Source organism: Tepidanaerobacter sp. EBM-49 (genome assembly GCF_001896645.1).
GTDB classification, from domain to species: domain Bacteria; phylum Bacillota; class Thermosediminibacteria; order Thermosediminibacterales; family Tepidanaerobacteraceae; genus Tepidanaerobacter; species Tepidanaerobacter syntrophicus.
In genome coordinates this window covers 94430-114959 of record NZ_MPPE01000036.1, presented here as the reverse complement: position 1 = coordinate 114959, position 20530 = coordinate 94430, and the positions used below count along the sequence as shown (strand labels likewise).

The 20530-nt window shown below is 39.2% G+C and carries 17 protein-coding genes and 1 riboswitch; of the genes, 16 read left to right on the top strand and 1 reads right to left on the bottom strand.

Annotated elements, in window-relative coordinates; all coding sequences use genetic code 11:
* The first annotated feature begins 90 nt into the window (after nt 1–90).
* From BUE08_RS06205 to mgtE (BUE08_RS06160), 10 genes are all read left to right on the top strand, one after another.
* Nucleotides 91–1071, top strand: a complete 981-nt coding sequence (locus tag BUE08_RS06205) for a 3'-5' exoribonuclease YhaM family protein (RefSeq protein ID WP_213951610.1) — start codon at nt 91–93, stop codon at nt 1069–1071.
* A 43-nt stretch (nt 1072–1114) separates the two neighbouring features.
* Nucleotides 1115–2056 carry an HPr(Ser) kinase/phosphatase gene (hprK, locus tag BUE08_RS06200; RefSeq protein WP_273038948.1) on the top strand — a complete coding sequence of 314 codons (942 nt, stop codon included), beginning with the start codon at nt 1115–1117 and terminating at the stop codon, nt 2054–2056.
* Between the two features lie 22 nt (nt 2057–2078).
* Nucleotides 2079–3134, top strand: coding sequence for a bifunctional phosphoglucose/phosphomannose isomerase (locus BUE08_RS06195; RefSeq protein ID WP_213951612.1), 1056 nt, complete (start codon nt 2079–2081; stop codon nt 3132–3134).
* Between the two features lie 24 nt (nt 3135–3158).
* Entirely contained in the window at nt 3159–3887 is a 729-nt protein-coding gene (locus BUE08_RS06190; protein ID WP_213951613.1) for a phosphatase, read from the top strand.
* Between the two features lie 51 nt (nt 3888–3938).
* Nucleotides 3939–4793: a D-amino-acid transaminase gene (dat, locus tag BUE08_RS06185; protein ID WP_213951614.1), complete on the top strand. Its 855-nt coding sequence runs from the start codon at nt 3939–3941 to the stop codon at nt 4791–4793.
* A gap of 211 nt (nt 4794–5004) precedes the next feature.
* Entirely contained in the window at nt 5005–5928 is a 924-nt protein-coding gene (murB, locus tag BUE08_RS06180) for a UDP-N-acetylmuramate dehydrogenase (RefSeq protein ID WP_286680592.1), read from the top strand.
* A 14-nt stretch (nt 5929–5942) separates the two neighbouring features.
* The gene (locus BUE08_RS06175) at nt 5943–7616 is read left to right on the top strand and encodes a hydantoinase/oxoprolinase family protein (protein ID WP_286680591.1); all 1674 of its coding nucleotides are present in this window, start codon (nt 5943–5945) and stop codon (nt 7614–7616) included.
* Nucleotides 7609–8925, top strand: coding sequence for a histone deacetylase family protein (locus BUE08_RS06170; RefSeq protein ID WP_286680590.1), 1317 nt, complete (start codon nt 7609–7611; stop codon nt 8923–8925). Before BUE08_RS06175 ends, BUE08_RS06170 begins: the two co-directional genes overlap by 8 nt.
* 69 nt (nt 8926–8994) lie before the next feature.
* Nucleotides 8995–9163: riboswitch (M-box (ykoK) riboswitch) on the top strand.
* A gap of 171 nt (nt 9164–9334) precedes the next feature.
* Entirely contained in the window at nt 9335–10723 is a 1389-nt protein-coding gene (mgtE, locus tag BUE08_RS06165; RefSeq protein WP_286680589.1) for a magnesium transporter, read from the top strand.
* Nucleotides 10720–12060, top strand: a complete 1341-nt coding sequence (mgtE, locus tag BUE08_RS06160) for a magnesium transporter (protein WP_286680588.1) — start codon at nt 10720–10722, stop codon at nt 12058–12060. The genes mgtE (BUE08_RS06165) and mgtE (BUE08_RS06160) overlap by 4 nt, the downstream gene beginning before the upstream one ends.
* Before the next feature lie 63 nt (nt 12061–12123).
* Here mgtE (BUE08_RS06160) and BUE08_RS06155 read toward each other — a convergent pair whose 3' ends face one another.
* Nucleotides 12124–12468, bottom strand: a complete 345-nt coding sequence (locus BUE08_RS06155; protein WP_059031523.1) for a YlbF/YmcA family competence regulator — start codon at nt 12466–12468, stop codon at nt 12124–12126.
* A gap of 145 nt (nt 12469–12613) precedes the next feature.
* Here BUE08_RS06155 and rapZ point away from each other — a divergent pair, with 145 nt between their 5' ends.
* The 6 genes from rapZ to BUE08_RS06125 are packed head-to-tail and all read left to right on the top strand — an operon-like array spanning nt 12614 to nt 20502.
* Complete coding sequence (gene rapZ / locus BUE08_RS06150; protein ID WP_059031694.1) at nt 12614–13462, top strand: RNase adapter RapZ; 849 nt, start codon at nt 12614–12616, stop codon at nt 13460–13462.
* Nucleotides 13463–13488: 26 nt separating this feature from the next.
* Nucleotides 13489–14445: a gluconeogenesis morphogenetic factor MgfK gene (mgfK, locus tag BUE08_RS06145; protein ID WP_059031522.1), complete on the top strand. Its 957-nt coding sequence runs from the start codon at nt 13489–13491 to the stop codon at nt 14443–14445.
* Nucleotides 14446–14491: 46 nt separating this feature from the next.
* Entirely contained in the window at nt 14492–15430 is a 939-nt protein-coding gene (gene whiA, locus BUE08_RS06140; RefSeq protein WP_059031521.1) for a DNA-binding protein WhiA, read from the top strand.
* 4 nt (nt 15431–15434) lie between these two features.
* Nucleotides 15435–15701, top strand: coding sequence for an HPr family phosphocarrier protein (locus tag BUE08_RS06135; protein WP_059031520.1), 267 nt, complete (start codon nt 15435–15437; stop codon nt 15699–15701).
* Nucleotides 15702–15759: 58 nt separating this feature from the next.
* On the top strand, nt 15760–17058 hold the full coding sequence (locus BUE08_RS06130; RefSeq protein ID WP_286680587.1) for a DRTGG domain-containing protein: 1299 nt from the start codon (nt 15760–15762) through the stop codon (nt 17056–17058).
* A gap of 9 nt (nt 17059–17067) precedes the next feature.
* Nucleotides 17068–20502, top strand: coding sequence for a DNA polymerase III subunit alpha (locus BUE08_RS06125; RefSeq protein WP_286680586.1), 3435 nt, complete (start codon nt 17068–17070; stop codon nt 20500–20502).
* Nucleotides 20503–20530 lie beyond the last annotated feature (28 nt).

Sequence of the window (20530 nt, the reverse complement as noted above, 5' to 3'; positions counted from 1 at the left end):
GCTTCGACTTTTTCTTTTTAAATAAACTAACTTGTGCTATAATCTTATTGTATCAAGCGGCACATTTCTTATGTGCCTTCGGAGGTTGAAATGGAAAAACAGTTCATAAAAGATCTAAAGGTTGGAGATAAAGTAAAAGATTTGTTCGGTGTGGTAAAGAAAAGTTTAGCGAATTACTCTCCTTCAAGTTCAAAAGCCCCTGGCCAGTTTATGAAATTAGTTTTAGGTGACTGCACAGGCACTATTGAAGCAAGACTTTGGGAAGGCGTCGAGGATATAATTGATTTATTTAATGAAGGGGATGTGGTGCTGGTCGAGGGTTATATAACAGAATATAACGGTCTTCAAATAAACATAACAAGCATAGAAAAATACGAAGGAGCTATTGACCTTGCTCTGTTTCAACAAACAACTGAGAAAGACCGCAGAGAAATGGCAAAGAGGCTTAATGCAATTGTCCAATCTATTGGAAATTCATATCTTAAAAAACTTCTGATATCAATTTTTAGCGACAGAAAAATATACTCTGCTTTTATAAATTGCCCAGCGGCACAAACAATTCATCATGCCTATATTGGCGGCCTTCTAGAACATAGTCTGGAAGTCGTTCAAATTTGCGAGCTTATCGCATCGAATTATAAGGATACAATAAACAGAGATCTTTTAATTACAGGCGCCCTGCTTCATGATATCGGCAAGATTAAAGAGTATAACTTCTCCAGCATTTCTTTTAATATGACAGATATTGGCAAACTTATCGGTCATTTGGTTATTGGAAAAGAAATGATAGATGAAAAAATTCGCGAAATACCTAACTTCCCGCCGGAGCTTCAACTGGCACTAAGTCATATGATAATCTCTCATCATGGTGAAAGAGAATGGGGAAGCCCTGAAGTTCCAAAGACGATAGAAGCTTTTGCACTCTTTTATGGGGATCTGGTGAGCGCTAAGTTAAACCAATTTTACAACCTCCTTAACAAAGGAGTTGATTCAGAATCCGGTTGGACCCCGTGGGATAAATTTTTGGAACGCAGTGCCTACCTTATAAACTACAGCGAAAATGGTGAGTAGATATATAATAGTATTTAAAAATTTGTAAATCAGGAGCAAAACAGTGGACGACACAAGACAAAAGATAAACCTGAAAAACATTATAGAAAAATTAAAACTGGATATTATTGTAAATACGACAAAAATGCCCGATATTACAGTAGCAGACTTAAACCGACCGGGTTTAGAGCTTACCGGCTATTTCGATTATTTTGCTTATGACAGGGTGCAGATTTTGGGCAGAACTGAGATATCCTATCTTGAAGGCTTGCCTGAGGATGTTCGAAAAAGTCGTTTAGAGAAATTTTTTTCATATGATATACCTTGCGTTATAATAACACGCAGTCTTGTTCCGCCTCCTGAGCTTATTACAATTGCTGAAAAAAGTGATAAGCCGGTACTCGGAACCCATACTGCCACCACTTTATTTATGAGTAGGCTGACAGATTTTCTTGAAAGCGAACTTGCGCCGCGCACTACTATGCACGGGGTATTAGTTGACATATACGGAATTGGCATATTAATTATCGGCGAAAGCGGCATAGGTAAAAGCGAGACGGCTGTAGAACTTATAAAACGAGGACATCGTTTGGTAGCAGATGATGCCGTAGAAATAAAACAATCAACTGAAGGAGTTTTAATAGGTACGGCGCCAAAACTTATAAGACACTTCTTGGAAGTGCGGGGACTCGGAGTTATTGATGTAAGAACTATTTTTGGAGCAGGCAGCATACGAAACGATATAAAAATTGAAATGGTAATCGAATTAGTGGAATGGGAGAAATACCAAGAAGGAGATAGACTGGGACTTGAAGAAGAAAAAACAAAGATTTTAGATTCATACATAACAAAGAAAACAATTCCAATCAGGCCGGGAAGAAATCTTGCCGCTATTTTGGAAGTAGCCGCAATGGACTTTCGTTTAAAGGCACTGGGATACAACGCCGCTTTGGAATTTAGCAAGCGGCTTATAGAAGAAATCAGCAAGAATAAACAAGAAGATTAAGAACCAAAGGAGGTACAAAGTTATGTTGGATGATTTAAAACTTATAGGCGAATTAGATAAAGGCGGGATGTTTGACCTTATATACAAATTTCCTGATCATTGTCTGGAAGCTGTAAATATTGCAAAGGATGTTACTTCCAAGATTCAGTTTGAGAATGTTTTAAATATAGTCATAACGGGAATGGGAGGTTCTGCCATTGGCGGAGATTTGGTAAGGATGCTTGCTTTTAAAAAATCTTCTATTCCTATAATCGTAAACAGAGATTATACGATGCCAAGTTTCGTAGGAAACAAGACTTTTGTTATTGCATCGAGTTATTCGGGCAATACCGAAGAAACGCTGGCTGCATATGATGAGGCAAAAGCAAAAGGAGCTCAAATTGCAGTAATTACAACAGGCGGAAAACTAAAGGAAAAGGCTGATGCAGACAACATCCCTGCAATTGTAGTCCCGGCAGGCCTTCCTCCAAGAGCTGCTTTAGGATTTTCTCTCTTTCCAATTTTAATGTTGTTTCAAGCTATGGGTATAGAAATTGACGGGGCTGCGAATGTTGAAAAGCCAATAAGTCTTTTGAAAAAAATGCGAGACGATTATTCCCCAAAAACGCCAGAAAAAAATAATCCTGCAAAACAATTGGCAAGAAAATTATTTGGCAAGATTCCTGTGATCTATGGCACTGCAAATTTGACAGATGTTGTTGCGGCAAGATGGAAAGGGCAGATGAATGAAAACGCAAAACATCCGGCCTTCTTCAATGCGTTTCCCGAGCTGGATCACAATGAAATTATGGGATACGAAGGCGATATGGATCTTTTAAAGATGCTTGAAATAATAATATTAAGGTCTCCTAATGAAAGCGAGCGCATGAAAAAGCGTATAGAAATAACAAGAGATATTCTAAAGGAAAAAGTAGCAGGAGTTACAGAAATTTGGCCACAAGGCGATTCTTTCCTTGAGCATACACTTTCACATATAATGCTGGGAGATTATGCAAGCGCTTATCTTGCGATCCTTAACAACAAAGATCCAAAGGAAATAGATTTTATCGATAAATTAAAAGAACAAATGGGCGACTGAAGCCCATTGTACGAGGTGATTTATTTGAATTGGGAAGTTGACACCCACTGCCACACCATAGCTAGTGGCCATGCTTACAGCACAATAGCCGAAAATGCGGAGGCTGCCTCAAAAAAAGGCGTTAAAATGATTGCAATAACGGACCACGGGCCGGCTATGGGAGAAGGTGGAATTAATAAATATTATTTTTGGAATATGAGAGTAATTCCGCGGACAATAAACGGAGTTTATATACTTAGAGGAGTAGAGGCAAATATTTTAGATACAAGAGGAACCTTGGATCTTCCTGAGGAATTCCTTCAAAGATTAGATATAGTTTTAGCAGGTCTTCATACCGGATGTTTTCCCCAGGGACTTAGCGTAGAGGAAAATACGCAGGCAATTATTGAGGCGATAAAAAATCCATACGTGGATATTATTGTCCATCCAGGAAACCCCGAATTTCCGATAAATATTGATAGATTTGTAGAAGCTGCCCATGCATACAATGTGTCAATAGAAATAAATAACAGCTCTTTTATAAGCCGACAAGGCAGCGAGAAAAATTGTTCTCTGATTGCAAAAAAAGCAGCAGAGTTAGGAGCGACAGTTTCTTTAGGAAGCGATGCGCATATCTGTTTTGACATAGCAAATTTTGCAAAGGCCGAAAAATTAATAGAAGATGCAAAGGTTCCACAAGAAAATATATTGAATACTTCCGCAGAAAAGGTTATAGATTTCTTAAAATTAAAAGGCAAAGAGATCACTTTATAACCCTGGACAATATATAAATTTTTAATTATCAAAAAGGGAGGCATCATCAATATGTCATCAACAATAGTTTATTTAAACGGCCAGAAGGTTGATTACGAAAATGCAAAAATTCCGGTAGAAGACAGAGGGTTTCTCTTTGGCGATGGTCTATATGAGGTAATTCATGCTTATGACGGCAGATTCTTTTATATGGACCGCCACTTGACCAGGCTTCAAGACGGAGCAAAAGAAATATACCTGAATCTCGATTTTGGTATTGACAACCTTGAGAAAATTTGCCGACAAGCTGTAGATGAGTGTGGTTTTGCCGATACATCGGTATATATCCAGGTGACACGCGGAGCAGCTGAAAGGCAGCATGTCTTCCCTGAAAACATTCCCTGCACTTGGGTTGTTATAGCAAGAGAGTCCAAAGGAAATCCGGAGGAATTTTATGAAACTGGCATAACTTGCATAACAGTACCTGATGAACGCTGGAATCGATGCAATATAAAGACAGTTCAGCTCCTGGCAAATTGTATCGCAAAGGAAAAAGCAAAACGAGCCGGTTCTTATGAAGCAATTTTTCACAGAGGTGGAACAGTAAACGAAGGAGCAAGCAGCAATGTATTTATTGTAAAAGACGGCAAGCTTTTTACCCATCCTGCCGACAACAGGATATTAAATGGCATAACCCGAGGAATTGTTCTGGAAATTGCAGATGCAAATAACATACCATATTCTGAAGAAGTATTTAATATTAACCAGCTTCTTGATGCCGACGAGGTTTTTCTTACAGGAACTACCACGGAAATAATGCCTGTTGTAAAAGTGGACGGAAAGATTATAGGTGACGGTATACCGGGCAAGATAACCAGGATGCTGCAAGAGAAGTATAATAACTTGAAACAAACTGTTAATCGCTGACATAACATGCACTTTTTACCAGGATAAAGGATGATGGATTCCTTTATCCTATTTTTGTGATGGCGCAACGCTTTTAAGATTTTTCAAAATTACTGATAAAGCGATAAAAAAATTTGACTTTATTTGCAAAGGAGGAATTAACAGGACAATTATAGAAGTAATCATTAATAACTACTTTACCTTAGACAATATCAAGGCGAGGAGTAAAGATATGGATTCCATTAAAATAGTAGAAATTTTAAACAAGATATTAAAGCCTGATCAAATAAAGATAAATGAACCGATGAAATATCATACATCTTTTCGTATCGGGGGACCTTGCGATATTATGGTACTTCCGGAGGATGAAGAAGACGTATTAGAAGTCATCAAAATATGCGCTCAAAACAGTATCCCCTTTTTTATAATGGGAAATGGCACTAATTTATTGGTAAAAGACGGCGGTATAAGAGGGGTAGTTATTAAGCTTGCTCAAAACTTTAGTGAAGCTGTTGTAGATAAAGATGTTATAAGATGCAAGGCAGGGCTGCCTCTATCAAATCTTTCAAAATTAGCCCTTGAAAACAGTTTAAAAGGCCTGGAATTTGCCGGAGGCATCCCTGGTACAGTAGGTGGGGCCGTTGTAATGAATGCAGGAGCCTATGACGGCCAAATGGCAGAAATTGTCGAAAGCGTAAAAGTTATGGAACAAGATGGCGATATATATGAAATAAAAAATAAGGAGTTAGGCTATTCATACCGCACCTCCGTTCTTCAAAACAGCGGCAAAATCGTTTTGGAAGCTTTGATAAAACTAGAGCCCGGAAGCTACGGTGAAATAAAAAGTAAAATGGAAAAATATTCAGTCCTTCGCAGACAAAAACAGCCCCTTAATCTTCCCAGCGCAGGCAGCGTATTTAAAAGACCGCCGGGGAATTTTGCCGGCGCCCTTATAGAAAAAGCAGGGCTTAAAGGCTGCAAAATAGGCGGAGCCATGGTATCTGAAAAGCACGCCGGCTTTATAGTGAATACCGGCGGCGCGACTGCAAGAGATGTAATTGAGCTAATAGAATATATACAGCAGGAAGTACAAAGAAAATTTGATGTATTGCTGGAACCTGAAATAAAAATTATTGGCGAAGATGAACTCGAATAAAGGGGGAAATAAAAGTGATTATAGGGCTTGACATGGGAGGGACGCACGTTGATGCGGTTCTCATTGACCATGGCAAGATTATAAAAACGTCAAAGATACCAACTGAACCGAATAATCTTTTAGAATCTGTGTGGAAAACACTAAAGCCTCTAATTACCGGAGTAAAGCCTGATGAAATAGAACGAGTCATTTTAAGCACAACTATCTGCACCAATGCTATTGTGGAAGAAAAGACAGCCCATGTAGGCATGATAATCGAAAGCGGTCCGGGCCTTCCTTGCGATTTTTTGGCTTGTGGGCAGGAAAACATTTTCACAGAAGGTTATATAGACCATAGAGGCCGAGAGGTAAGTCCAATTAACTCTGCTGAGATAAATCGCGCGTCAAATGCATTTAAAAACAAAAATATTTCAGCCTGTGCCGTTGTTGGAAAGTTCTCAGTTAGAAATCCTGACCACGAAATAAAAATTTATGATATGTTAAAAAATGATTTTTCACCTGTAACATTAGGGCATACTGTTTCGGGAAAGCTAAATTTTCCCCGCAGAGTTTTTACATCTTATTTCAACTCGGCGGTGTATTCTACATTTTCTAGATTTAGCAACAGCATAGTTTATGCCCTTAAACGCGAAAAAATTAATGCAAAGCTTTATGTCCTAAAAGCTGACGGCGGTACAATGGGCCTTGAAAGTGCAGAAAAATTTCCGGTAAATACGATATTATCCGGCCCTGCAGCAAGTATAATGGGCGGTCAAGCGTTTTTTAATACATCAAAAGACGGGGTATTTTTGGATATAGGAGGAACAACTACAGATATCGCATTTCTGGCAGATGGTGTGCCGCTGTTTGAACCCCTTGGAATAAAAATCGGCGAGTACCCTACTTTGGTAAGGGCGCTTTACAGCGTTTCCATGGGATTAGGCGGAGACAGCGAGGTTAGAGTAGAAAATGGTGTACTGCATATCGGGCCTTATAGAAAGGGGAGCCCGATGGCTTTAGGCGGTCCCTGTCCTACTCCTACAGATGCCATGATTGCCCAAGGGCTTCTTGATATAGGAAGCAAGGAAAAGGCTGTAGATGCTATGAAAGATATAGCTGGGCCTCTGGATTTAAATATACAAGAAGCGGCATCACTGGTTCTACAAACAATGGCGAATATGATAAAAGAAAAAGTGGATAAGTTGCTTTTTGAGATAAATTCCCATCCGGTGTATACAGTAAAAGAACTGCTGTACGGCAAGAAAATCAATCCGGAATTTGTCCAGGTAATTGGCGGACCGGCGAAGATACTCGCCCCTATTTTGGAAAAGAGCTTTAAAATTCCCTGCTTTTATCCTAAATTTTACGAAGCTGCAAATGCTGTAGGAGCCGCTCTTGCTAAAACTACTGCAGAGATTACTGTGTTTGTTGATACTGCCCAGGGAACCCTTTTAGTGCCTGAAATCGGTCTATACAAAAAAATAGAACGAAATTATACTTTAGAAGATGCAAAACTTTTGGCTGTTGAGCTTTTAAGTAAACAATTGTCTATTTTAGGGGCTGAGGCCGGCGAAATACAGCCTGAAATAGTAGAAGAAAATGTTTTTAATATAGTCAGGGGTTTTTATACAAGCGGTAAAAATATGAGGATAAGAGTGCAAACAAAACCCGGACTACTTTATGAAATGTGGGGCGATAAAGATGCTTAAAGCGAAAAACCGGCTTGGCCTTGTGTTCTTTCCTGCTTTTGACTGGGCAATAAGCCCAACACATCCGGAAAGGGAAGAACGGCTTCTATATACGCAAGATCAGATATTTGAAGAAGGCATAAATGATATCGAAGGTATAAAGTTTTACAATCCTAACATAGCGTCAAATAAAGACATAGAGCGAGTGCATTTTTGTGTTCCGAGCGTAGAAGACAGAGCAACGACTTCCCACATGATTTCAGCAGGAGGAGCAATCAAGGCTGCAGAGGCGGTAATGGAAGGTGAAGCGGATAAAGCTTTTGCTCTTGTGCGTCCGCCGGGACATCACGCCCAGCGCGTCGTTTATGGCGACAGAGGTTTTTGCATAATAAATATTGAAGCCATAATGTTGGAAAATCTCAGGGCCCGATATGGCCACCGGCGGGTCGCTATAATAGATACTGACTGCCATCACGGCGACGGGACCCAGGACATTTACTGGAATGACAGTGATACACTGTTTATTTCTTTTCATCAGGACGGAAGAACACTTTACCCCGGCACCGGTTTTATCGATGAGTTTGGCGGTCCCGGAGCAATTGGATATAACATAAATGTGCCCCTGCCTCCGGGAACCGGCCAGGAAGGTTTTCTGTATGTGCTTGACAATCTTGTTTTACCGATTCTTGATGAATATAAGCCGGAACTTATAGTAAATTCTGCCGGACAGGACAACCACTATACCGACCCCCTTACAAATATGAATTTTACAGCATGGGGTTATGCCGAGCTAAATCACAGATTAAATCCTGATATTGCAGTCCTGGAAGGCGGATACTCAATAGAAGGCGCACTTCCCTATGTTAATCTTGGGATAATTTTGGCAATGGCAGGACTGGATTATTCCCATGTAAGAGAGCCGGATTATGATCCTGCAAAACTTAAACAACCGCAAAAAATAACAGAGTATATCAAAGAACTGTGTGAGACAATTTATAAACGCTGGCGCAATAAAGAGTCAATTGCTCAAGAAATAATAAAAGGTAAAGAAGAAATTATAAGAAAACGGAATGTCTACTATGACACTGACGGCATAATGGAATATCAGACCCAAAGATTTAAGGTCTGCAATAAGTGTTCAGGTGTAAATATGATAGAATCTACCAGTGATAGAGGTATGCCTATTTTTGCGGTAACGATACCGCAAGATGCCTGTCCTTCCTGCATAGATGAAGGATACAAAATATATAAAGAAGCCGATGCGCAAAATTACTTCAGAATTTACCTTCAAGACCGAAAAAATGATATTTTCTTCAAAAGACACCTTTAATTATAACTTTTCCTTGACATCTCGCCTGTAAAGATATTAAAATAAGGTGGATGCAAAATTAAAATTCATCTAACTTCCCGTTAGGTGAGGCTCCTGTGCGAATACAGGCCACTGCCCGGAAATGTCGAGAGACACCAATGGGTTAGCAGGTTTTGCCGGATTAAGGTAAAATCTAATGTGGCTGGAACAAGATTCCAAAGTCGCACAGTGCTAAAACCGATGACGAGGGGAAAGTATTTTGTTGTACCCTTTCGTCCGGAAGGGTTTTTGTTTTTATATATAAAAAATTAAGGGGGCGGTAAGGTGGACCCGGATCCTAGCCATAGTCCGAAAAACAAAATAATATCATGGGAGGTGTGCCCTACCGCCCTTAAGGCCGGGCAGACCTCCTAGAAAAGGAGGAAATGCGATGCTGCCAAAAAAAGATATAGTGCTTTTAAAACATTTGGTGCTTAACAAAAGCGAAGAAGCCCAAAAAATACTTGCAAATCTGCATCCGGCAGATATTGCCGAAATACTTGATGAAATAAAAAACGGAAATAAAAAGCAATTTCTTCAAATGCTCAGCAGCTCCAAAATTGCAGAAGTATTAGAGGAACTTGACCCATCTGAAAGTGTTGAGATATTAGAAGAACTGCCGGAGGAAGAGATAGTAAAAATACTGGAAAATATGTCTGTTGATGAAATTATAGACCTTTTCCAAGAAATGCCTACAACTCAGGCGGAACATCTCCTGGCAAAGCTTCCCAAAGAAGATTATGAAGAACTAAAAGAGCTTTTAAAAATGGCCGAAGATACAGCCGGCGGCTTAATGACTACAGATTATGTATATATTTTTGCAGATGAAACTGTAAACCAGGCTATTGAAGATGCAAGAAAATTTGGCCAGGAGGCTGAAACAATATACTATCTCTATGTGGTAGATAACAAAAAGCACTTACAGGGAGTTTTATCACTTAGAGAACTTATTGCTGCGCCTCGAGATAAAAAGATAAAGGATATAATGCATACGAATGTTATATCTGTTAAAGTAGACGATGACCAAGAAGAAGTTGCCAAAATCATTTCAAGATACGGTTTGCTGGCTGTGCCTGTTGTAGATGACAACAATCGCTTATTGGGTATAGTTACCGTAGATGATGCGATGGAGGTTTTGGAAGCAGAAAACACAGAAGATATCCATAAAATGGCAGGTATAACTACTGAAGAGGATGTTCTTTTAAATTCATCAGTGTGGGAAGCGTCAAAACGAAGAATCTTTTGGCTGATAGTTTGCCTTTTCGGAGATATGATCTCAGGTAAGGTTATCGATGGCTATTCAAGCGTTATTCAATCTGTTGTCGCTGTCGCATTTTTTATACCGGTTCTGATGGCTACCGGCGGGAATATAGGCACCCAGTCACTGGCCTTGACAGTTCGCGGTATAGCCACTGAGGAATTAAATAAAAAGAACTTATTCAAGTTTATTTTAGGAGAGACTTTAGCAGGACTGCAGCTGGGGATAATATGCGGCGCGATAATTTCAGCTGTTGCTTATACGTGGCAGCAAGATATTAAACTGAGCGCAGCCGTTGGGCTTGCCATGTGCTTTTCTCTGACAGTTGCCTCTCTTGTAGGTGTCCTTATACCTCTTTTATTTAATTTAATGAGCATTGATCCCGCTGTAGCGTCAGGCCCTTTTATAACCACTGTAGTTGATATAATCACACTTTTAATCTATTTTACACTTTCTGTAAATTTGATAGAAATCTTTAACGTACAAAACTCTATAGTGCAGCAGATAGGGGTGATAGTATGATTGAGATAGAAAAAATTTATGGCATAATAAATGAAGGCGATATAGAAAAATTGAAAAATGAGCTTAAAAACTATCATCCTGTAGATATAGCGGAACTGCTTGATGAACTTTTGCCTGAGCAATGCATAACATTGTTTGGCGCCTTGGAATTTGACGATGCTGTTCAAGTCTTAGAGGAGATTGACACCGATAAAAGATATTTTATTTTGACTAATATTGACCCCGATTACGCATCTAAATTGATTTCTGAGATGTCCTCTGATATTCTAGCGGATTTTTTAGGAGAGCTGAAAAACGGGGAACGTAAGAAGATATTGTCTCTTATGAAAGAAGAAGACAAAAAAGAGCTGAAAAACCTCTTGGCCTACGACGAAGATACAGCCGGCGGTCGTATGACCACAGATTATATTGCGTTTCCCCAGCATTTAAAGGCAAAGGATGTCTTAGATAGACTTGCGGAAATTGCGCCGGATGCAGAAACTATTTACTATCTTTATGTAATTGATTCTCAAGGAAAGCTAGTTGGCGTTATATCATTAAGAGATCTGATTTTAGCACCTGAGGATGCGCCTATAAAGGAATTTATGAAAACAGACGTAAAAAAGATAAACGTTTCGGCACCCCAAGAAGAAGCGGCACAAATGATTCAAAAATACGGACTTTTAGCCTTGCCGGTTGTAGATGACAATGATGTTCTACTTGGAATAGTAACAGTTGACGATGCAATGACAGTAACCGAAGAAGAAACCACTGAAGATATATTAAAATTTTCTGGCTCAGATATTGATAAAACGATAAATTTTGAGGAAATTTCGCCCTGGTCCAGAGCCAAGAGGAGATTGCCATGGATTTTAGTGGCAATAGCCGGTGAAATCATTTCCGGTCGCGTTATCAATAATTTTTCGGAAGCACTGCAGACGATTGTAGCCCTATCATTTTTCATACCGGTGCTCATGGATATGGGGGGCAACGTAGGCACCCAGTCTGCAGCTATTGTGATAAGGGGTCTTGCAACAGGAACACTGACTACTGCTTCAATGATAAAAAATATTCTTCGCGAAGCTGTCATAGGAGCTATTTTAGGACTTATAAACGGACTGGTGGTCGCTGCTGTGACCTATGTCTGGCAGGGCGAAATACTGTTAGGTGTTACAGTAGGAATAGCAATGGCAATAAATCTTACAATCGCAGCAGCGCTAGGCACTTTCATGCCGCTATTTTGGCACAAAATGGGGCGCGACCCGGCTGTAGCTTCCGGACCTTTTGTAACTACGCTGCTTGATGTTTTAGGCCTTTTCATTTACTTTTCAACAGCGGCTAAGATTTTAAAACTATAAATACAAAATCAACCGCTTATCACTGTCTGTTTTACAGGATAAAGCGGTTGATTTATTCAAGAATCACTTTTCTTCACTATCCAAAGTAAAGTCAATGTTTCTTACTATGATATTTTGAATATCAGTAAATAAGACCGCAAAACGCTCCTCTGCATCCAAAAATTCCTTTATTAGTGAATTATTAATAGCAATATTATATAAGCTTTCCAGACTTTTTTGAGCTTCGGCATTTGGCTTCCCTGAAAGTGTCAGAGCCTGAACCTCAAGTTGTTTTGCTCTTAAATCCTTTAACATTTTTAAAACCTGCGGATCTTGCTTAACCTTCTCTTTAGCCTTTTTATATTCCACATACTCAACGGATTCTTCTAGACTGCGGGCAAGCTGGTGAGCAGCATCATAGGCATTCATTTTACCGACCTCCTTAGTTCTTTTATAAAACCTCAAATCCTATTATAGCAAATATTTTAGGTTTTCCAAGGTTTGTTTTTACTAATTGTAGATTTTAATCGTAATTTGTATTATACTGTCAATGAGGTGAGAGTATTTGGACGAGATGGACGTTGTAATTATTACAGGACTTTCAGGTGCCGGAAAAACTCAGGCAATGAGGGTTTTTGAAGATTACGGATATTTTTGTGTAGATAACCTGCCGCCGGCTCTTCTGCCTACATTTATGGAACTTTGTAGGCAAAGCGTAAAAAAAATAGATAAGATAGCCCTGGTTATAGATTTAAGGGGCGGAGGCTTTTTTGACAAACTTTTTGAGAGTCTAAACGAATTAAAAGCAGAAGGATATAAATATAGAATACTTTTCCTGGAAGCTTCCGACGAGGCTCTAGTTAAAAGATATAAAGAAAGCCGCCACCGCCATCCCTTAGCTTTTGAAGGCAGAATCGTGGAAGGCATAAACTTTGAAAGGGAGAAGATGTCAAAGCTTAGGGAAGCAGCTGATTATATAATAGACACTTCCTCTTTGAAACCTTCGGAACTTAAAGAAGAAATAGTGCTTAGATTTATCAAAAATGAAAAGGAAGATCAGTTTTTAATAAACATAGTTTCCTTCGGATTTAAGCAGGGGATACCACTTGATGCCGATTTAGTTTTTGATGTAAGGTTTTTACCGAATCCTTATTATATTGAAGAACTAAAGGAATTTACAGGCAAAGATAAAAAGGTCAAGGACTTTGTAATGAAGTGGCCGGAGAGCAAGAAGTTTTTGGAAAAACTGACAGATATGGTAGAATTTCTAATACCCTACTATATCCGAGAGGGTAAAACCCAGCTAATAATAGGGATAGGTTGTACCGGCGGCAAGCACAGGTCCGTAGTTTTGGCAGACGAACTGGCTGCAAAGCTTAAGACTGACCGATGTCGCGTGATAACGGATCACAGGGATTTATAAAGAAAGGAAATGGAGCTGAAAGCTGTATGGGTTCAGATTTAAACATAGTATGTTTGGGAGGGGGAACGGGCCTACCCAATCTTTTAAGGGGCCTTAAACCATACTCTAATTATATTACTGCCATTGTAACCATGGCAGATGATGGGGGAAGCTCCGGAGTTATAAGAAGCGAGCTTAAAATGCCGCCTCCGGGGGATATCAGAAACTGTCTTTTGGCTTTGGCATATACAGAGCCGCTTATGGAACGTTTGTTTCAATACCGATTCAGCAGCGGAACTCTAAAAGGACACAGTTTTGGAAACTTGTTTATAGCTGCAATGACTGAGATGCTGGGCAATTTTGAACTTGCTATAAAAGAATCCAGTAAAATTTTGGCAGTGAAGGGAACGGTTTTACCTTCTACATTGGAGGATGTGGTATTAGAGGCGGTTTATGAAGATGGAGATGTGGTAAGGGGACAGTCTTTTATTACCCATTCACAAAAAAGGATATCTCAGGTTATGCTAAGACCTGCCGATGCCAAACCTTTAGATGAGGCACTGGAAGCCATAGAGAAAGCTGATTTAATTGTCTTAGGCCCCGGCAGCCTTTATACCAGTCTAATTCCGAATTTGCTGGTAAAAGATATAACTGAAGCTATAGTAAGGTCAAAAGCCAAAAAAGTCTATGTGGTAAATGTGATGACACAGCCCGGAGAAACTCCGGATTATAAAGCATCAGATCATGTCAAGGCTGTTATAAAACACTCTCACCCAAATGTAATGGAATATGTTATAATAAATACCGGCGAAATTCCCGAAGAGGTTCTGGCACGCTATAAAGCAGAGGGTTCGACTTATGTAGAGTGTGATAAAGAAGTTATCGAAGCTATGGGTTACAAGGTTGTGACAGAATCTGTTGTAAATACGGCAAATGTTGCTCATCATCATCCTGAAAAACTTTCTCAGGCAATTATGAAGCTGGTTTATGAAAATTCCAATTGAAGGTTTTTAAAATTTAATGTAGAATAAATTGAAACGAGGCAGAGAAGTGTCTTTTTCGTATGAAGTTAAGGAAGAATTGGCGAATTTGCCTTCAAAAATCTGCTGCAGCCGGGCTGAACTTGCTGCGTTTATCCGAATGGCCGGTACAATTCAAATACAAGGCGGCCGCAAAAAAAGAATACTGCTTCAAATTCAAACCATCCATGCTCCAACAGCGCGAAGGGTTTATAAGCTTTTAAAGAAAAATATTGCAACCCCTGAGCGAATTGCTGTAAAGCGAAATAATTTCTTAAAAGACAAAAGCATGTATGTAATTAGTGTTGATGCTAACGAGTGCAAAGAATTTCTAGAAGAGGCCGGCATAATACCCGTGCAAAAAGGCAGAATTAATCCAGACCTTATTAAAAAAAAGTGCTGCAAAAAAGCATATCTGCGCGGTGCGTTTTTAGGTAGTGGGTCAATTAGCAATCCAAAAGGACCTTATCATATGGAATTTGTAACCCAAGATAAAGAATCAGCACAGCTTTTACTCAAGCTTATCGAAGATTTTGGGCTTAAAGCAAATATTACAGAACGAAAAAATAACTATATGGTGTATTTAAAAAATGGAGACCATATCGCTGATATGCTTGGAATTATGGGAGCGCATACCAGCCTTTTAAAATATGAAGATATAAGGGTGCTCAAAGAGATGCGCAACAGCGTAAATCGAATTGTAAATTGCGAGACAGCCAATATAAATAAAACTATAGACGCATCTGTAAGGCAGAGCGAAAGCATCAACTATTTAAAAAAAACCAAAAAATTTAGTGAGTTACCGGATAATTTAAAGCAAATTGCAGAGCTTCGACTCAAACATCCAGATTTGAGCCTAAAAGAATTGGGGCAGATGTTGGATCCCGTATTAGGCAAATCCGGTGTGAGTTATAGATTAAAAAAAATTGAAAAAATAGCTGATAAGCTACAGTCGATGGAAGGAGAATAACTAAATGATTCAACAAACTGTAACAGTCAAAAACAAAACGGGTCTGCATGCAAGGCCTGCAGCGTTATTTGTCCAAGCAGCAAACAAATTCAAATCTGAAATATTTATTGAAAAGGAAGGAAAAAAGGTTAACGCGAAAAGCATAATGGGTGTTATGTCACTTGCGGTAAGCCAAGGCACTCAAATTACAATTTCAGCTGAAGGCGAAGACGAAAAAGAAGCCGTAGAAAAATTAGTAGAATTAATAGAAAGCAAATTTGGTGAAGAATAATTTAAAAGCTACCATCACGGTAGCTTTTAAATTCAAAAAATAAGTCAGGGTGGAGATTATGACAAAGCATGCTCGTATCATGGAGTATATAAAAAAACTTGAAGTCGGCTCAAAAATATCCGTACGCCAGCTTGCAAATGATCTTAATGTTAGCGAAGGAACGGCATACCGGGCAATCAAAGATGCTCAACTTGCAGGCTATGTTTATACGATGCCCCGGGTAGGCACAATCAGAATCGAAAAAAAAGAGGATGAGATAATAGAGCGCTTGTCCTTTGCCGAAGTGGTAAATATTGTGGAAGGTAGTGTGCTTGGCGGTAGATCAGGCCTTCATAAGCCTTTAAGTAAATTTTTAATAGGGGCTATGGAGGTAAAAGAGATGCCGAAATTTATTGAGCCGGGCAGTCTTTTAATAGTCGGCAATCGGAAAGATGCCCAAATCCTTGCACTAGAGCGCAAAGCGGCGGTGCTTGTCACAGGCGGTTTTGAAGTGGACAGCGAAGTGATCGAGCTTGCAGATAAAGTAGAAATGCCTTTGCTTTCTTCATCTTATGACACATTTACTGTTGCAACTATTATTAATCGTGCTATCTATAAAAGACTTGTGCGTAAAGAAGTGGCAAGAGTCAAAGATGCCATGGTGACAAACCCTGACTATTTAACTATTGATGCGACTATAGGTGATTGGCGAAAGCTTTATAAAATGACCCAGCATAGCAAGTTTCCTGTTGTAGATAAGGATATGAAGGTTTGCGGTATTGTTACTATAAATGATATATCAAGCCTTGAAGACGATGTGCCGATAAAAGATGTAATGAGCAAAGATCCTATCACACTTACAAAGGATACTCCCGTAGCTCATGCAGCGCAGCTAATGGTTTGGGAAGGCATAAAACTGATACCGGTGGTGGAAGATAAGAAGCTCGTTGGCATCTTGACCCGAAAAGATGCAATAAAGGCACTGCAGCATCTAAGCTTTCAACCCCAACTGGGAGAGACTGCAGATGCCATAATAATGAATCGATTTTCAATGCTTAAGACAGAAGATGGGGTAAAACTTCGAGGCAAAACAGACCCTGTGATGCTAAATCCATACGGTGTTGCAAGCAGTGGGGCTCTTATGACGATAATGGCAAATGCGGGTTTTGAGGCATTTAGGGCTCAAAAAAAACTGGAGACAGTTTTAGATAGCTTTACCGTGTATTTTTCCAAACCGGTGCAGCTGGAAGAAGAAATTGAGGTTGAAGCTAAAATAATAGACATCGGACGCAAATCCGGAAAAGCCGAAGTAAACCTTATCCACGAAGGAAAGCTAGTTGCAAAGGCGATTATTTCAGCAAGGGTTATAGAGAGGTAGGCGAGTTTAATGAGTGAGTTTGTCCACCTACATGTGCACACAAACTACAGCCTTTTAGACGGTGCATGCGAAATAGAAAGACTTGCCAAGCATTTATCTGATCTTAAAATGAAAAGCGTTGCAATTACAGATCACGGCGTGATGTATGGTGTCGTGGATTTTTATAAGACCATGCTATCATATGGTATAAAGCCGATAATAGGTTGTGAAGTCTATATGGCAGCAAGAACTATGCAAGATCGCGAACCCGGCATAGACGACAATCTATACCATTTGGTTCTTCTTGCAAAAGATGAAACGGGCTATAAAAATTTAATGAAACTTGTTTCCCTAGGATTTATAGAAGGATTCTATTACAAGCCCAGGGTCGATATAGAAGTTCTTAAAAACCATTCAGAGGGCCTTATTGCTTTAAGCGCCTGTCTTGCCGGCAAAATACCTTCACAACTTTTAGCGGGCAATTATGATGAAGCCAAAAAAACTGCTGAAAATTTCAATGAAATATTTGGTAATGGCAATTTTTATTTGGAATTACAAGATCACGGCATATTAGAACAAAGAAAGATAATCAAAGACATTTTGCGATTAAGCAAGGAAACAGGTATTCCACTGGTTGCAACAAATGATATTCATTATATCGATAAAGAAGATGCCATGATGCAAGATGCACTGCTGTGCATACAAACAGGCAAAACCCTTGATGATGAAAACAGAATGAAGTTTCAGACCTCAGAGTTTTACTTAAAATCAGCACAGGAAATGTCCAATCTTTTTGCCTATGCGCCTGATGCTATAAAAAATACAGTTGAAATTGCAGAAAAGTGCAATGTAAAACTGGATTTTAATACAATTCATCTTCCCACCTTTGATGTGCCGGAAGGGTATACTCAAGATGATTACTTGGAAAAACTTTGCTATGAAGGCGCCCATGACAGATATCCGGTTATAACGGAAAAAATTAAAGAACGCCTGGATTATGAACTTGATACAATTAAAAAGATGGGCTATTCCAGCTATTTTTTGATAGTGTGGGACTTTATAAACTATGCAAGGCAAAACGGAATAATGGTGGGGCCCGGAAGGGGATCTGCCGCAGGAAGCCTTGTGGCATATTGTTTGCATATAACAAATATCGATCCACTGAAATATAATCTTTTATTTGAACGCTTTCTCAATCCCGAAAGAGTCTCAATGCCTGATATTGATGTGGACTTCTGTTTCGAAAGACGTCAAGAAGTTATAGATTATGTTGTAAAGAAATATGGCGAAAATAGAGTGGCACAAATCGTCACGTTCGGAACTATGGCGGCAAGAGCTGCCATACGAGATGTGGGCAGAGTTATGGGCTATCCTTACGGTGAGGTAGATACGATTGCAAAAATGATACCTCAGGAAATAGGCATAACAATTAAACAGGCATTGGAAATGAATCCCGAACTAAATAAAATGTATAATGAAAATGAAAGAGTAAAGAGACTTTTGGATGTAGCAAAGGCTCTTGAAGGATTTCCACGCCACGCATCAACCCATGCTGCAGGTGTTGTTATTTCAAAAGATCCTATTGTAGAGCATGTGCCGCTTCATAAAATCGGTGATGCAGATAGCGTTATAGCTACTCAATATACGATGACGGCTCTTGAAGAACTGGGACTTCTAAAGATGGACTTTTTAGGACTTCGAACCCTTACGGTCATTAGAGATGCCATAAATATAGTGCGCCACACAAAGAATATTGAGATAGACCTTGATAAACTACCGTTAGACGACAAAAAGGTTTATGAAATGCTAAGCCGTGGGAATACAGCAGGTGTATTTCAACTTGAAAGTGCCGGCATGAGAAACTTACTTACAGAGCTTCAGCCTGAATCTTTTCAGGATGTAGCTGCAATAATCGGACTTTATAGGCCTGGCCCCTTAGGAAGCGGAGCAGCCGAGGAATTTATAAAAAGTAAAAATGGCCAAAAAGAGATTTATTATTTGCATCCCGCACTAAAACCCATACTTGATGAAACATATGGAATTATCCTTTATCAGGAACAGGCGATGCAGATTGCCCAGCAGCTGGCAGGCTTTTCCCTTGCTCAAGCAGATATTCTACGCAAAGCCATGGGAAAGAAAAAACAAGATGTTATGGCAGCTCAGCGGGAGTCTTTCATACAGGGATGCGTGAAAAACGGAATCGATAAAATAACAGCAGGCAAAATCTTTGACGAAATATCCTATTTTGCAGGTTATGGTTTCAACAAAGCACATACAGCAGCTTATGCGGTTATAGCATACCAAACCGCATATCTTAAAGCCCATTTTCCGGTAGAATTTATGGCGGCTCTCCTGACTAGTGTGATTGACAATGCAGATAAAGTTGCTTATTATATAAGCGAATGCAGCAGAATGGGAATAGAGGTTCTGCCTCCTGATATAAATGAAAGCTATGAAAATTTTACTGTTGTTTCCAATAAAATAAGATTTGGGCTTACTGCCGTAAAAAATGTCGGCCAAAATGTGGCAAGGGCAATCATCAAAGCGCGAAAAGAAAAAGGTAAATTTGTGTCTTTTACTGACTTTGCTGAAAAAGTTTCCGGAGATTTAAATAAAAAAGCAGTAGAAAGTCTGATAAAAAGTGGTGCATTTTCATCAATCGGAGCAAAAAGATCTCAATTATTGGCAATTTATGAAACTACTTTGACAAATATTCAAAAACAACAAAAACAGAATATGAAAAATCAAATTTCAATTTTTGACATACTAGATGATACCCCGTCATTTAAAGAAACCTTACCTGACATGCCGGAATATCCAAAAGTAGAACTTCTTGCAATGGAAAAAGAAATGTTGGGTATTTATTTAAGCGGCCATCCGCTCTTAGAACACGAAGAAGAATTGGCAAGGAATGTTACATTTTACAGCAAAGATAAGAATGATCCTACTACTGTTCAAGACAATATGGCAGTGACTATGGGGGGACTTTTAACAGAAATCAAGACAAAGGTTACAAAGAATAATAATTTAATGGCCTTTGCAACACTTGAAGACTTAACCGGAACGATAGAGATTATAATTTTCCCAACGATTTTTGAAAAGTACAAATCATATCTGTTTACGGACTCAAAAATTTATGTAAAGGGCAGGCTAAGCTATAAAGAGGACGAATCTTTAAAGGTTATTGCCGAGGAAATAATTCCTCTAAAAGAAAATAACTCTGCAAAACCGGTAGTATTTTCTGTATCAGAAAATGAAGATATAAACCTGGACGGAGTAAGGGAATTTTCGGCGATGTACCCCGGCGATACCCCTGTAGTGATACACCTTTCAGACAGCGGAAGGAGCTTTATTTTAAAGGATAAATTAGGAATTTCTTCAGATAATCTAAGTATATTTTCTAAAATGACCGGCCTAAAAAATTACATGTTTTTAGATGGATTATCAGTAAAAGAGAATCAATGACTTGGTTGCATTGGCAAAATCGAGAAAA